The sequence below is a fragment of the Erythrobacter cryptus DSM 12079 genome (assembly GCF_000422985.1).
GTDB lineage: Bacteria > Pseudomonadota > Alphaproteobacteria > Sphingomonadales > Sphingomonadaceae > Erythrobacter > Erythrobacter cryptus.
In genome coordinates this window covers 264,663-277,974 of the sequence record NZ_AUHC01000001.1, presented here as the reverse complement: position 1 = coordinate 277,974, position 13,312 = coordinate 264,663, and the positions used below count along the sequence as shown (strand labels likewise).

The 13,312-nt window shown below is 65.3% G+C and carries 14 protein-coding genes and 1 pseudogene; 13 read left to right on the top strand and 2 right to left on the bottom strand.

Translation table 11 applies throughout. The features are described 5' to 3' along the window. Positions 1 to 14: 14 nt before the first annotated feature. Positions 15 to 1,025, bottom strand: a complete 1,011-nt coding sequence (locus tag G524_RS0101345; RefSeq protein WP_036857063.1) for a 2-hydroxyacid dehydrogenase — start codon at positions 1,023 to 1,025, stop codon at positions 15 to 17. Between the two features lie 98 nt (positions 1,026 to 1,123). Between G524_RS0101345 and G524_RS0101340 the strand changes: the two genes are divergently transcribed. Continuing rightward, positions 1,124 to 1,639: an SH3 domain-containing protein gene (locus G524_RS0101340; protein WP_027442091.1), complete on the top strand. Its 516-nt coding sequence runs from the start codon at positions 1,124 to 1,126 to the stop codon at positions 1,637 to 1,639. Positions 1,640 to 1,664: 25 nt separating this feature from the next. Here G524_RS0101340 and G524_RS0101335 read toward each other — a convergent pair whose 3' ends face one another. Beyond that, positions 1,665 to 2,861 (bottom strand): thiolase family protein, encoded by a 1,197-nt coding sequence (locus G524_RS0101335; RefSeq protein WP_027442090.1) that lies wholly within the window; start codon positions 2,859 to 2,861, stop codon positions 1,665 to 1,667. 164 nt (positions 2,862 to 3,025) lie between these two features. Here G524_RS0101335 and G524_RS0101330 point away from each other — a divergent pair, with 164 nt between their 5' ends. From G524_RS0101330 to nuoI, 12 genes and pseudogenes are all read left to right on the top strand, one after another. Next, the gene (locus G524_RS0101330) at positions 3,026 to 4,456 is read left to right on the top strand and encodes a coniferyl aldehyde dehydrogenase (RefSeq protein WP_027442089.1); all 1,431 of its coding nucleotides are present in this window, start codon (positions 3,026 to 3,028) and stop codon (positions 4,454 to 4,456) included. A gap of 141 nt (positions 4,457 to 4,597) precedes the next feature. Then, positions 4,598 to 4,972 carry an NADH-quinone oxidoreductase subunit A gene (locus G524_RS0101325; RefSeq protein WP_027442088.1) on the top strand — a complete coding sequence of 125 codons (375 nt, stop codon included), beginning with the start codon at positions 4,598 to 4,600 and terminating at the stop codon, positions 4,970 to 4,972. Further along, on the top strand, positions 4,969 to 5,547 hold the full coding sequence (locus G524_RS0101320) for a NuoB/complex I 20 kDa subunit family protein (RefSeq protein WP_051220811.1): 579 nt from the start codon (positions 4,969 to 4,971) through the stop codon (positions 5,545 to 5,547). Before G524_RS0101325 ends, G524_RS0101320 begins: the two co-directional genes overlap by 4 nt. Positions 5,548 to 5,559: 12 nt before the next feature. After that, positions 5,560 to 6,195: pseudogene (locus G524_RS0101315) on the top strand (NADH-quinone oxidoreductase subunit C); the annotation flags it as partial. Positions 6,196 to 6,200: 5 nt separating this feature from the next. Then, entirely contained in the window at positions 6,201 to 7,412 is a 1,212-nt protein-coding gene (locus G524_RS0101310; RefSeq protein ID WP_027442085.1) for an NADH-quinone oxidoreductase subunit D, read from the top strand. After that, on the top strand, positions 7,412 to 8,080 hold the full coding sequence (gene nuoE / locus G524_RS0101305; protein WP_027442084.1) for an NADH-quinone oxidoreductase subunit NuoE: 669 nt from the start codon (positions 7,412 to 7,414) through the stop codon (positions 8,078 to 8,080). Before G524_RS0101310 ends, nuoE begins: the two co-directional genes overlap by 1 nt. Before the next feature lies 1 nt (position 8,081). Further along, positions 8,082 to 8,225: a hypothetical protein gene (locus tag G524_RS16945; RefSeq protein ID WP_169447823.1), complete on the top strand. Its 144-nt coding sequence runs from the start codon at positions 8,082 to 8,084 to the stop codon at positions 8,223 to 8,225. Beyond that, positions 8,222 to 8,410, top strand: a complete 189-nt coding sequence (locus G524_RS0101295) for a hypothetical protein (protein WP_027442083.1) — start codon at positions 8,222 to 8,224, stop codon at positions 8,408 to 8,410. The genes G524_RS16945 and G524_RS0101295 overlap by 4 nt, the downstream gene beginning before the upstream one ends. Continuing rightward, the gene (gene nuoF, locus G524_RS0101290; protein ID WP_027442082.1) at positions 8,397 to 9,689 is read left to right on the top strand and encodes an NADH-quinone oxidoreductase subunit NuoF; all 1,293 of its coding nucleotides are present in this window, start codon (positions 8,397 to 8,399) and stop codon (positions 9,687 to 9,689) included. The genes G524_RS0101295 and nuoF overlap by 14 nt, the downstream gene beginning before the upstream one ends. After that, complete coding sequence (gene nuoG, locus G524_RS0101285) at positions 9,689 to 11,704, top strand: NADH-quinone oxidoreductase subunit NuoG (protein WP_027442081.1); 2,016 nt, start codon at positions 9,689 to 9,691, stop codon at positions 11,702 to 11,704. The genes nuoF and nuoG overlap by 1 nt, the downstream gene beginning before the upstream one ends. Then, entirely contained in the window at positions 11,701 to 12,747 is a 1,047-nt protein-coding gene (gene nuoH / locus G524_RS0101280; protein ID WP_027442080.1) for an NADH-quinone oxidoreductase subunit NuoH, read from the top strand. Before nuoG ends, nuoH begins: the two co-directional genes overlap by 4 nt. Continuing rightward, complete coding sequence (nuoI, locus tag G524_RS0101275; protein WP_027442079.1) at positions 12,744 to 13,232, top strand: NADH-quinone oxidoreductase subunit NuoI; 489 nt, start codon at positions 12,744 to 12,746, stop codon at positions 13,230 to 13,232. Before nuoH ends, nuoI begins: the two co-directional genes overlap by 4 nt. Positions 13,233 to 13,312: the final 80 nt, after the last annotated feature.

Sequence of the window (13,312 nt, the reverse complement as noted above, 5' to 3'; positions counted from 1 at the left end):
AGCCTTGATCCGGATCAGGGCACCAGCGCGTCGAGCACCTGGTCGGGCGGGCGGTGGCCGTCGGCCCACATGCGGATATTGGCGATCACCTTGTGGCCCGATTCCTCGCGGCCCTCGGCGGTGGCGCTGCCGATGTGGGGCAGGGTCATGACATTGGGGTGGGCGATGAGGCGTGCGTCCACATGCGGCTCGTCGGGATAGACATCGAGCCCGGCGCCGGCGAGATGCCCGCTTTCCAGCGCCGCAATCAGCGCCTCCTGATCGATCAGCTCGCCGCGCGCGGTGTTCACGATCGCGCCGCCCGGCTTCATCAACCCGATCCGCCGGGCGTCGATGAGGTGGCGGGTCTCCTCGGTAAGCGGGCAGTGCAGGGTGAGGATGTCGGCCGCGGCGATGAGGTCATCAAGCCCCGCGACGAAGCGTGCGCCAAGCATCCGCTCCAATGCCTCGGGCAGGCGCTTGCGGTTGTGATAGGCAATCTCGAGCCCGAAGGCGCGGGCGCGGTGCGCGACCGCCTGGCCGATCCGGCCCATGCCGATGATGCCGAGCACCTTGCCGGCAAGCTTTCGCCCCAGGAGGCCCGAAGGTGTCCACCCGGTCCACTCCCCGCGCCGCACCAGCGCGGTGCCCTCGCGTACCCGCCGGGGCACGCCGATGATCATCGCCATGGCGATATCGGCGGTGTCATCGGTGAAGACCCCCGGGGTGTTGGTGACGATGATCCTGCGCGATGCGGCGGCGGCGAGATCGATGTGCTCGGTGCCCGCGCCGAAATTGGCAATCAGGCCCAGCCGCTCGCCCGCGCCTGCGATCAGTTCGGCATCGATGCGGTCGGTCACGGTCGGCACCAGCACGTCGCAATCCTGCATGGCTTGGGCCAGCTGATCGCGGGTGAAGGGCACGTCGGTCTCGTTGAGCACGACGTCGAACAGCTCGCGCATCCGCGCTTCTACCTGCGGCATCAGGTGGCGGGTGACGATCACGCGGGGGGGCGCGGCAAGCGGGCGGGGCAGGCGCTGACTCATGGCTATGGGGGCTAATGCCACAGCCCCGCCGCGGTCAAGGCGCGCGGGCGCAGCGGGGCCTTGAAAGCGCCGGCGCGCTGCGGCTATCGCCATGACTTATGGGATATTGGCCAAAGATCGCGGCGCTGGTGCTGCTGCTTGGGGCGGCGCTCGCCGCGCCTGCGCGGGCGCAGGACAGGAAAGTGCCCTATTGGGCGATGCTGCGCTACGACGAGGTGCGCATGCGCGTGGGGCCGAGCGATGAATATCCGATCGCCTGGGTTTACAAGCGCCGGGGCCTTCCCGTGCGGGTGGTGCGCGTGCGTGAGGGCTGGCGCCTCGTAGAGGATCCCGAGGGCACCAGAGGCTGGATTGCCGAAAGCCAGCTTCTGCGCGAGCGCGGGGCGGTGGTGATCGGCGCAGGGCTCGCCGAGGTGCGGGCCGAGCCGGGCGCGGCGGGGCGGCTCAAGTGGCGCGCCGAGCCGGGGGCGCTGGCGCGGCTGCTGCGCTGCCGCGAGGCCTGGTGCGAGGTCGATTTCGCCCGCAGCGCAGAGCGCGCGCGCGGGGTGAGCCTCAAGGGCTGGGTTGCGCGCGGGCGCCTGTGGGGGAGCGAGGATTTGCCGGGCGACCGCTAGCCGCCCGGATCGCCCCAGCCGCGCCTCAGACCAGTTCGACCGCGATCGCGGTGGCCTCGCCCCCGCCGATGCACAGGCTCGCCACCCCGCGCTTCTTGCCCTGCGCCTTGAGCGCGGCGATCAGCGTAACGATGATGCGCGCGCCCGAGGCGCCGATCGGGTGGCCGAGCGCGGTCGCCCCGCCGTTCACATTGATCTTCTCGTGCGGGATGCCGAGATCGCGCATCGCGAACATGGCAACGCAGGCGAAGGCCTCGTTGACCTCGAACAGATCGACATCATCGACCCTCCACCCGGCGCGCGCCAGCACCTTCTGGATCGCCGGGATCGGCGCAGTGGTGAACAGCGCCGGGGCATGGGCATGGGCAGCGGTAGCCACCACCCGGGCGACGGGGGTGAGGCCCTTGGCCTCGGCAACGCTGGCGCGGGTGAGCACGAGGGCGGCCGCACCATCGGAGATCGAGGAGGATGTCGCCGCGGTGATGGTGCCATCCTTGGCGAAGGCGGGCTTGAGCTGCGGGATCTTGTCCGGGCGGCCCTTGCCGGGTTGCTCGTCCACCGTCACCACCACCTCGCCCGCGCGGGTGGCAACGGTCACCGGCACCACCTCGTCGGCAAAGGCGCCCTCGGCGATCGCGCGGTTGGCCCGGGCGAGCGATTCGATCGCATAGGCGTCCATTTCCTCGCGGGTCATCTGATAGGCATTGGCGGTTTCCTGCGCGAAGGTGCCCATCGCCCGGCCCGGTTCGTAGGCATCCTCGAGCCCGTCGAGGAACATGTGGTCATAGGCCGTGTCATGCCCGAGACGCGCGCCCGAACGGTGCTTCTTGAGCAGGTAGGGGGCATTGGTCATGCTCTCCATCCCGCCGGCCACCACCATGTCGATGGTGCCGCTGGCGAGCGCCTCGGCCCCCATTATCACCGTTTGCATCCCCGAGCCGCACACCTTGTTGACGGTGGTGGCCTCAACCGATTGCGGCAGGCCGGCCTTGATCGCCGCCTGACGCGCCGGGGCCTGGCCGAGCCCGGCGGGAAGCACGCAGCCCATATAGGCGCGGTCGATGTCCTCACCCGCAACGCCCGCGCGCGCGACTGCGTTCTTGACCGCGATAGCGCCAAGATCGGTTGCAGAAAGATCGGCCAGCGCGCCCTGCATCGCCCCCATCGGGGTGCGGGCATAGGAGAGGATCACGATCGGGTCGGCAGCGGAAAAGGCGGTCATGGCAGGTTCCTCGCGTGACATGGCGGAAGGCTGGGCCTGCCTCTAATGCTGCATTGCGACATTGGCAATTGCGCCGGCTGCGCGGCAAGGCGCTTGTCAGGCCGCGGGCTTTGCGCAAGAACGCGTCGCAAATGAAAACCAATCCTGACCGAGGGGAGATGACCATGGCCGACGACCGCCGCGCCGAACTTGAAAGCCTGCTCGAGCGCCAGCGCGCCGCCTTCACCGCCTCGCGCCCCGAGCCGCTGAGTCAGCGCAAGGACCGCATCCGCCGCGCCATCGCGCTGGTCAAGGAGCATGGCGAGGCCTTCGCCAAGGCGATGAGCGCCGATTTCGGCAACCGTTCGGCGCACCAGTCGATGCTCACCGATATCGCCGCCACGGTGGGGGCGGGCAATCATGCCCTGAAGCACCTCGATCAATGGGCACGGCCGGAAAAGCGCAAGGTGCAGTTTCCGCTCGGCCTGCTCGGAGCCAAGGCCGAGGTGCGCTATGAGCCCAAGGGGGTGGTGGGCATCCTTTCGCCCTGGAACTTCCCCGTCCAGCTTGCCTTCGGCCCGCTGATGCAGGTGCTGGCCGCGGGTAACCGGGCGATGATCAAGCCGAGCGAGTTCACCGAGCGCACCAGCGCGCTGATGGCCGAGCTGACGGCGCAATATTTCGCGCCCGAGGAAGTGGCGGTGGTGACCGGCGGGCCCGAGGTGGCGGCGGCTTTCGCGTCGCTCCCCTTCGATCACCTGATCTTCACCGGATCGACCGCCACAGGCCGCCGGGTGATGCAGGCGGCGGCGGCGAACCTCGTGCCGGTGACGCTCGAGCTGGGCGGCAAGTCGCCGGTGGTGATGGGGCGCAGCGCCGATCTGAAGCGCGCGGGCGAGCGCATCGCCATCGGCAAGATGCTCAATGCCGGGCAAATCTGCCTTGCCCCCGATTATCTGCTGGTGCCCGAGGACAAGGCCGATGAGGCGGTGGCCGGCGTCACTGGCGCGGCCGCGGCGATGTATCCGCGCCTGCTCGACAACGAAGACTATGCCTCGATTGTCTCGGATCGCCATTTCGAGCGGCTCAAGGGCCTCATCGCCGATGCTCGCGACAAGGGCGCCGAGGTGATCGAGGTGAACCCGGCGGGTGAGGATTTCGCCAATGCCAACCAGCGCAAGCTCCCGCTCACCGTGCTGCGCGGCGTCAATGACGACATGGCAGTGATGCAAGAGGAGATCTTCGGCCCCTTGCTGCCCGTGATGACCTATCAGGCGGTGGACGAGGCGATCGATTACATCAACGCGCATGATCGCCCGCTCGGGCTTTACTACTTTGGCGAGGACAAGGCCGAGCAGGAGCGGGTGCTGAGCCGGACCATCTCGGGCGGGGTGACCACCAATGACGTGATCTTCCACGTCTCGATGGAAGACCTGCCCTTCGGCGGGGTCGGGCCATCGGGGATGGGCAGCTATCACGCCATCGAGGGTTTCCGCGAGTTCAGCCACGCCCGCGCGGTCTATCACCAGCCTAAGATCGATGTGGCCAAGCTCGGCGGGCTCAAGCCCCCCTATGGCAAGGCGACCGCGGCGGCGGCAGCGCGGATGATGAAATAGGCGAGGCGCAGCGCGCAGCCGGCCGCAACGACTGTTCGATTTCCTGCAATATAGACACGGGCTTTTCCCCGAGTCGGGCCCTTGCGCGCGGGGCCCGACCGGCCTAGGGCGAGCCTTGGGATTAACAGCTTGGACATCCTCGTGCTCGACCTTAGCCAGTATCTGCCGATACTGCTGTTCGTGCTTGTCGCCCTGGGGCTTTCGGTCCTGTTCGTGGTGGCGCCGATGGCAGTCTCGCGCCTCACCGGGGTGCACAATCCGACGGCCGAGAAGCTTTCGGAATATGAATGCGGCTTTCCCGCCTTCGAGGATGCCCGCAGCCGCTTTGACGTGCGCTTCTATCTGGTGGCGATCAGCTTCATCGTCTTCGATCTCGAGGCGGCCTTCCTGTTCCCCTGGGCGGTGAGCCTCGGTCAGACGGGCTGGGTTGGCTGGGGCGGGATGATGCTGTTCCTGTTCATCCTCGCTGTGGGCCTGGCCTATGAATGGAAGAAGGGGGCGCTGGACTGGGAATGACCGACACCGTTTCTCCTCCCCGCAATCTTGCCGATGTCTCGGCCTTGCCCACCGCGCGCGGCGGTGAGGTGCGCCAGCCCGATGCTGCCTTCTTCAACGCGCTCCAGACCGAGGTCACTGATAAGGGCTTCCTCGTCACTTCGACCGAGGAGCTGTTCCAGTGGGCGCGCACCGGCTCGCTGTGGTGGATGACCTTTGGCCTTGCCTGCTGCGCGGTCGAGATGATCCACGTCAACATGCCGCGCTACGACATGGAGCGGTTTGGCGCCGCGCCGCGCGCTAGTCCACGCCAGTCGGACGTGATGATCGTGGCGGGCACGCTGTGCAACAAGATGGCCCCGGCGCTGCGCAAGGTCTATGACCAGATGAGCGATCCCAAATATGTGATCAGCATGGGGTCCTGCGCCAATGGCGGGGGCTATTATCACTATTCCTATTCGGTGGTGCGCGGCTGTGACCGCATCGTGCCGGTGGACATCTACGTGCCCGGCTGCCCGCCGACCGCCGAGGCGCTGCTCTATGGCGTGATGCAATTGCAGCGCAAGATCCGGCGCGTGGGCACGATCGAAAGGTAAGGGGCAAGGCCAATGGCTGTTCTTCATTCCGCCCCACGGTTTGCTTCCAACGAGGGCGTGATCGAGGCCATCAGTCCGACGATCAGCGTCTGGCTGATCGAGGCGACAGAGGCCCATGGCGAGGTGATCTTCCGGGTCACGCGCGATGGCATCGCGCGGGTGCTCGAGATCCTGCGCGATGCGCACGAATATCAGCAGCTGATGGAGATTGCCGGGGTTGACTACCCCTCGCGGCCCGAGCGCTTCGAGGTCGTCTATATGCTCCAGAGCCTGACCAGGAACCACCGCGTGATGGTCAAGTGCTCGGCGAGCGAGGACACGCCTGTTCCGACCGTCACCACCTTGTGGCCCAATGCCGGGTGGCTCGAGCGCGAGGTCTTCGACATGTTCGGCGTGACCTTCGCCGGCAACCCTGATCTCAGGCGCATCCTGACCGATTACGGCTTTGAAGGGCACCCCTTCCGCAAGGACTTCCCGATGACGGGTTATACCGAGCTGCGCTATTCCGAGGAGGAAAAGCGCGTCGTCTATGAGCCGGTCGAACTCGCGCAGGAAATGCGCAGCTTCGATTTCCTCTCGCCCTGGGAAGGGGCGGATTACGTGCTGCCGGGCGATGAAAAGGCCCCTGCGAGGCCCGAAGGCGAGGCGAAGAAATGACCCTTACCAAGGAAGAATCGCCCACCACCGAGGGCGAGATCGTTACCAACTACACGATCAATTTTGGCCCCCAGCACCCGGCCGCGCACGGCGTGCTGCGCATGGTGATGGAGCTTGATGGCGAGGTGATCGAGCGGATCGACCCGCATGTCGGCCTGCTCCACCGCGGCACCGAGAAGCTGATCGAGCACAAGACCTATCTGCAGGCGCTCCCCTATTTCGACCGGCTCGACTATTGCTCGCCGCTCGCCATGGAGCACTCTTATGTGCTGGCGATCGAGAAGCTCTTGAACCTCGAGGTGCCGCTGCGCGCGCAATATCTGCGGGTGCTGTTCGCGGAACTCACCCGCATCTGCAACCACATGCTCAACATGGGGGCGCATATCCTCGATGTCGGCGCCTTCACGCCGAACCTGTGGATCATGGATCTGCGCGAGGATTGCCTCACCTTCTTCGAGCGGGCGAGCGGCGCGCGGATGCATTCGGCATGGTTCCGTCCGGGCGGAGTGCATCAGGACGTGCCGGAGAAGCTGCTGGTCGATATCGGCGCCTGGCTCGACAACCGCTTCTTCCAGCTGTTCGAGGATGCGATGAGCCTCGTCATGGACAACCGCATCTTCAAGCAGCGCAATGTCGATATCGGCGTGGTTGCCCGCGAGGATGCGATTGCCTGGGGCTTTTCCGGCCCGATGATCCGCGCTGCGGGCATCCCCTGGGATCTGCGCAAGAGCCAGCCCTATGATGTCTATGATCGCATGGAGTTCGATGTGCCCGTGGGCACCAATTCGGACTGCTATGATCGCTTCATGGTGCGGGTGAAGGAAGTTTACGAGAGCGCCAAGATCATCCGCCAGTGTCTGCGCGACATGCCGGGCGGGCCGATCGCCAGCACCGATCGCAAGGTGGTGCCGCCCAAGCGGGGCGAGATGAAGCAATCGATGGAAAGCCTCATCCACCACTTCAAGCTCTACACCGAAGGCTTCCACGTGCCTGCGGGCGAGGTTTACGTGGCGACTGAAAGCCCCAAGGGCGAGTTCGGCGTCTATCTGGTGAGCGATGGCACCAACAAGCCCTATCGCTGCAAGATCCGCCCCACCGCCTTCTCGCACCTCCAGGCGATGGAGTTCATGTCCAAGGGGCACATGCTGCCCGACGTCACCGCCATTCTGGGCGCGATCGACGTGGTGTTCGGGGAGTGTGACCGATAATGGCTGACCGTACCCCCGCTCCCGACACCCCCGAACTGCGCGCCCGCTGGGGCGGCTTCGCGTGGACGCCTGAGAACAAGAAGCTCGCCGATTGGCACATCGCCAAATATCCGCCGGGCCGCCAGCGCTCGGCAGTGATGCCGCTGCTCGATCTCGCCCAGCGGCAGGTCGGCGCGGAGACCGGCACGCAGGGCTGGCTGCCGCTGCCGGTGATCGAATATGTCGCCAAGTATCTCGACATGCCGGTGATCCGCGTGCTCGAGGTCGCCAGCTTCTACTTCATGTATAACTTGAAGCCCGTGGGCAAATTCCACGTGCAGGTGTGCGGCACCACGCCCTGCATGCTGCGCGGGAGCGACGATCTCATCGCCACCTGCAAGAAGCGGGGGATGAAGAAGGGCGAGGTCTCGGATGATGGGCTGTGGACCCTCACCGAAGTCGAATGCATGGGCAATTGTGCCACCGCGCCGATGGTGCAGATCAACGACGACAATTACGAGGATCTGACGCCCGAACGGCTCGATGCCATCCTCGATGCGCTCGCGCGCGGCGAGCAGCCCAAGACCGGCACGCAGGAGCCGGGGCGGCACACCAGCGAACCGCTGGGCGGGCCGACCACCTTGAAGGAGATGGTGCACGAGAATCACGATTACCGGAGCGAGTGGTAAGGTGAGCGCGATCGCCTCCCTGGTTGGCGCGGCTGTGCTCGCCTTCATCGCCTACAAGGTGCTGATGGGGCTGCTGCGCGTGGGTGTGATCCTGCTGATCATCGCCGTGCTGGCCGGGCTGTGGAGCCAGGGGGTGATCGGATGAACCCGCTCACGCTCCTCCTTGCCATGCTGGGGCTCACCGGCTTTGCCCTTGGCGCGGTGCTCACCGTCACCGGGCCTTACGAGATGGGCGTGATCGTGATGGGCCTGGCCCTTGTTTTTCAGGTGATTGCGCTGGTGCGCCTCAAGCGCGCCAAAGGGAAGGACAGCAGCAATGCTCGCGGATAAGGACCGCATCTTCACCAACCTCTACGGCTTTCAGGACTGGGGCCTGAAGGCTGCGCAGGCGCGCGGGGATTGGGACAATACCAAGGCGCTGCTCGAGCGCGGGGCCGATGCGATCATCGAGGAGGTCAAGGCCTCTGGCCTGCGCGGCCGGGGCGGGGCGGGTTTCCCCACGGGGCTCAAGTGGAGCTTCATGCCCAAGGAAAGCCGCGATGGCCGCCCGAGCTTCCTCGTCATCAATGCCGATGAATCCGAGCCGGGCAGCTGCAAGGACCGCGAGATCATCCGCCACGATCCGCACAAGCTCATCGAAGGTGCGCTGCTGGCGGGCTTCGCCATGCGTGCGCGCGCGGCCTATATCTACATCCGCGGCGAATATATCCGCGAGGCCGAAACGCTCCAGAAGGCGATCGACGAGGCCTATGCCGCCGGCCTGATCGGCAAGAATGCCTGCAAGTCGGGCTATGACTTCGACGTCTTCATGCACCGCGGCGCGGGGGCCTATATCTGCGGCGAAGAAACCGCGATGATCGAGAGCCTCGAGGGCAAGAAGGGCCAGCCGCGGTTGAAGCCCCCCTTCCCGGCGGGCGCAGGACTCTATGGCTGCCCGACCACGGTCAACAATGTCGAGAGCATCGCGGTCGTGCCCACCATCCTGCGGCGCGGGGCCAACTGGTTCGCCAGCTTCGGGCGCGAGAACAACAAGGGCACCAAGCTGTTCCAGATTTCGGGCCATGTGGAAAAGCCCTGCGTGGTGGAAGAATCGATGAGCATCCCCTTCGAGGAGCTGATCGAGAAGCACTGCGGCGGCATCCGCGGCGGGTGGGACAACCTGCTTGCGGTGATCCCCGGCGGCTCATCGGTGCCGCTGGTGCCGGCCGCGCAGATCCGCAATGCGCCGATGGATTTTGATGGCTTGAAGGAACTCGGCAGCGGCCTCGGGACGGCGGCCGTCATCGTCATGGACAAGTCCACCGACATCGTCCGCGCGATCAGCCGCCTGTCCTATTTCTACAAGCACGAAAGCTGCGGCCAGTGCACCCCCTGCCGTGAAGGCACGGGCTGGATGTGGCGCATGATGGAACGCCTGCGCACGGGTGACGCGGCGATCGAGGAAATCGACATGCTGCAGGAAGTCACCAAGCAGGTCGAAGGCCACACCATCTGCGCGCTGGGCGATGCCGCGGCCTGGCCGATCCAGGGCCTCATCCGCCACTTCCGCCCCGAGCTTGAGCGGCGGATCCATGAACGCAGCGCACAATTCCAAGAGGCAGCCGAGTAATGCCCAAGGTCACCGTTGACGGCGTCGAGATCGAGGTGCCGGCAGGCGCCACCGTGCTCCAGGCCTGCGAGCTGGCGGGCAAGGAAATCCCGCGCTTCTGCTATCACGAGCGCCTCTCCATTGCGGGCAATTGCCGCATGTGCCTCGTCGAGGTGAAGCCCGGGCCGCCCAAGCCGCAGGCAAGCTGCGCGCTTCCGGCTGCCGATGGGCAGGAGATCCGCACCGATAGCCCCATGGTCAAGAAGGCCCGCGAGGGGGTGATGGAGTTCCTGCTCATCAACCACCCGCTCGATTGCCCGATCTGCGACCAGGGCGGGGAATGCGATCTGCAGGACCAGGCGATGGCCTATGGGCGCGGCACCTCGCGCTTTGCCGAGAACAAGCGCGCCGTCACCGAGAAATACATGGGCCCGCTGATCAAGACGATCATGACCCGCTGCATCCACTGCACCCGCTGCGTGCGCTTTTCCGAAGAAATCGCCGGGGTGGACGAGATCGGCGCGCTCTATCGCGGCGAGGACACGCAGATCACCACCTATCTCGAGCGCGCCGCGCGCCACGAGCTTTCGGCCAATGTCATCGATCTGTGCCCGGTGGGCGCGCTCACCAGCGCCCCCTATGCCTTCGAGGCCCGGCCCTGGGAGCTGAAGAAGACCCTGAGCATCGATGTTTCCGATGCGATCGGCGCCAATATCACGCTCCATTCAAAGGGGCGCGAGGTGATGCGCGCGTTGCCGCGAGTGAATGACGAGGTCAACGAGGAATGGCTTTCAGACAAGGGCCGCTACCAGGTCGATGGCCTCACCCGGCGGCGGCTCGATCGGGTGTGGATCCGGCGCGAGGGCCGCTTACAGCCGGGCGAATGGCGCGAGGCCTTTGACCTCATCGCCGCCGTGCTCGGCGCCGACAAGGCCAGCATCGCCGCGGTGGCGGGCGATCTCGTCGATGCCGAGACCATGTTTGCCGCCAAGGCGCTCATCAATGCCTGCGGCTCGCAGCTTACCGAGGCGCGCCAGACCGGCATGACCTATGACGTGTCGAACCTCGCGGCAGTCAATTTCAATTCCACGCTAGCCGGGATCGAGACTGCCGATGCGATCCTCATCATCGGGAGCCACGTGCGCTGGGAGGCGCCGCTGCTCAATGTGCGCCTGAGGAAGGCGGTCAAGGCCGGGGCCAGGGTGTTCATCATCGGGCCGGAATGGGAGACCACCTATCCGGCGACCTTCCTCGGCAGCGATCTCAAGATCCTCAACCGCGTGCCCAAGGAATTGGGTGACGTCATGAAGGCAGCGCAGCGCCCGGCGGTGATCCTCGGCGCGGCGGCGCTGGCCAGGGGCGCGCTGTCGGCCGCTTTGAAGCTCATCGACAAGTTCGGCCTCGTGAAGGAGGAGTGGAACGGCTTTAATGTGCTGCACATCTCGGCTGCGCGCATGGCCTCGCTGATGCTCGGCTTCACGCTGCCGGGCGGCATGGCCGAGCTGGCCGCGGCCAACCCCAAGGTGCTGCTCAGCCTCGGCGCCGACGAGATGGACTATGCGCCCTTTGCCGGCGCTCTCAAGGTCTATATCGGCCACCACGGCGACAAGGGCGCGCATCACGCCGACATCATTCTTCCGGGCGCTTCCTATGCCGAGAAGGACGGCACCTATGTGAACACCGAGGGCCGCGTACAGTTTGCCGAAAAGGCGGTGTTTGCCCCGGGGGACGCGCGCGAGGACTGGACGATCCTGCGCGCGCTGGCCGATGCGCTGGGGGTGCGCGTGGGCTTCGACAGTTTTGATGAGCTTCAGGCCGCCATGATCGCCGCGGTTCCGGCGCTGGGCGAAGAGGGCCTTGCCGATTTCGGCGCGCTTCCCAAGGCCGACAGCGCCGCCAGGTTCGAGGGCGAGATTGCGGCCTATCCGATCAAGGATTTCTACCTCACCAACCCCATCGCCCGCGCCAGCGCGGTGATGCAGCGCTGCTCGCAGGAACTGCTCCACGGGGCTGATTTCAAGGAGGCCGCGGAATGACCGCCTTCTTCCAATCGCTTGGCCTTTCTTATGAATGGGCCTGGGCCGTGGCGACGCTTGCGGCGATCCTGATCGTCTCGCTGCTCGTCATGTTCAGCGTCGCCATGGTGATCTATGTCGACCGCAAGGTGCTCGGCGCGATCATGCTGCGGCGCGGGCCCAATGTGGTGGGGCCCTTCGGGTTGCTCCAGAGCTTTGCCGACGGGATCAAGGTGTTCTTGCAGGAAACCATCATCCCTTCGGCCGCGAACAAGGGCATCTTCCTCATCGCGCCGATCATCACCTTCACCGTGGCGCTCGCGGCCTGGGCGGTGATCCCCTTCGATGCGGGCATGGTGATTGCGGACATCAATGTGGGCCTCCTCTACATTCTCGCGATCTCCTCGATGGGGGTTTACGGCGTGGTGATGAGCGGGTGGGCCTCGAACTCCAAATACCCGTTCTTCTCGGCGATGCGCGCCTCGGCGCAGATGATCTCCTACGAAGTCTCGATCGGCTTCGTGCTCGTATGCGTGGTGCTGTTTGCCGGCACCTTCAACCTTTCGGGCATCGTCAACGGGCAACAAGGTTTCGGGCTGGGGCTCATCAACGCCTATGCGGTGCACCCGCTGCTGTTCCCGATGTGGGTGGTGTTCTTCATCTCGGCGCTCGCAGAGACCGCGCGCGCACCGTTTGACCTCACCGAGGCCGAGAGCGAACTGGTCGCGGGCTACCAGACCGAATATTCCTCGATGAGCTTCGCGCTGTTCTGGCTGGGTGAATATGCCAACATTCTGCTCATGTGCAGCCTCAACACGCTGCTGTTCTGGGGCGGGTGGCTGCCGCCGTTCGTCATTCCGGCGCTCTATGCGGTGCCGGGGATCGTCTGGTTCCTCGTCAAGACCTTCATCTTCTTCTTCATGTTCAGCTGGATCTGGGCGACCGTGCCGCGCTACCGCTACGACCAGCTGATGCGGCTTGGCTGGAAGGTGTTCCTGCCGATGAGCCTCGTCTTTGTTGCCGCCACTTCCGGCTATCTCATGGCCATGGGGCATTTCGCATGACCAGCGTTTCCCACCTGATCAAATCCTTCACCCTCTGGGACTTCCTCAAGGCCCATGCCTTGACGCTGAAGTATTTCTTCAAGCCCAAGGTGACGATCAACTACCCCTTCGAGAAGGCGCCGCTCAGCCCCCGTTTCCGGGGTGAGCATGCCTTGCGCCGCTATCCCAATGGCGAGGAACGCTGCATCGCCTGCAAGCTGTGCGAGGCGATCTGTCCGGCGCAGGCGATCACCATCGAGAGCGAACCGCGTGAAGACGGCAGCCGCCGCACCACCCGCTACGACATCGACATGACCAAATGCATCTTCTGCGGCTTTTGCCAGGAAGCCTGCCCGGTCGATGCCATCGTCGAGGGGCCGAATTTCGAATACGCCACAGAAACCCGCGAGGAGCTGCTTTACGACAAGGCCAAGCTGCTGGCGAACGGGGACAAGTGGGAAAGGGCCATCGCGGCAAATCTTGAAGCCGACGCCCCCTATCGCTAGGGGGCGCCGAACACAAAGCCACGCGCGCCCGGACAGCAACCTGCGCCGGCTCCGGGAAGCGCAAATTGGGATTATTTCGG

Coding starts and splice junctions, on each gene's coding strand:
- G524_RS0101345 (WP_036857063.1), bottom strand. CDS start 1,025: ATGAGTCAGCGCCTGCCCCGCCCGCTTGCCGCGCCCCCCCGCGTGATC.
- G524_RS0101340 (WP_027442091.1), top strand. CDS start 1,124: ATGGGATATTGGCCAAAGATCGCGGCGCTGGTGCTGCTGCTTGGGGCG.
- G524_RS0101335 (WP_027442090.1), bottom strand. CDS start 2,861: ATGACCGCCTTTTCCGCTGCCGACCCGATCGTGATCCTCTCCTATGCC.
- G524_RS0101330 (WP_027442089.1), top strand. CDS start 3,026: ATGGCCGACGACCGCCGCGCCGAACTTGAAAGCCTGCTCGAGCGCCAG.
- G524_RS0101320 (WP_051220811.1), top strand. CDS start 4,969: ATGACCGACACCGTTTCTCCTCCCCGCAATCTTGCCGATGTCTCGGCC.
- G524_RS0101310 (WP_027442085.1), top strand. CDS start 6,201: ATGACCCTTACCAAGGAAGAATCGCCCACCACCGAGGGCGAGATCGTT.
- nuoE (WP_027442084.1), top strand. CDS start 7,412: ATGGCTGACCGTACCCCCGCTCCCGACACCCCCGAACTGCGCGCCCGC.
- G524_RS0101295 (WP_027442083.1), top strand. CDS start 8,222: ATGAACCCGCTCACGCTCCTCCTTGCCATGCTGGGGCTCACCGGCTTT.
- nuoF (WP_027442082.1), top strand. CDS start 8,397: ATGCTCGCGGATAAGGACCGCATCTTCACCAACCTCTACGGCTTTCAG.
- nuoG (WP_027442081.1), top strand. CDS start 9,689: ATGCCCAAGGTCACCGTTGACGGCGTCGAGATCGAGGTGCCGGCAGGC.
- nuoH (WP_027442080.1), top strand. CDS start 11,701: ATGACCGCCTTCTTCCAATCGCTTGGCCTTTCTTATGAATGGGCCTGG.
- nuoI (WP_027442079.1), top strand. CDS start 12,744: ATGACCAGCGTTTCCCACCTGATCAAATCCTTCACCCTCTGGGACTTC.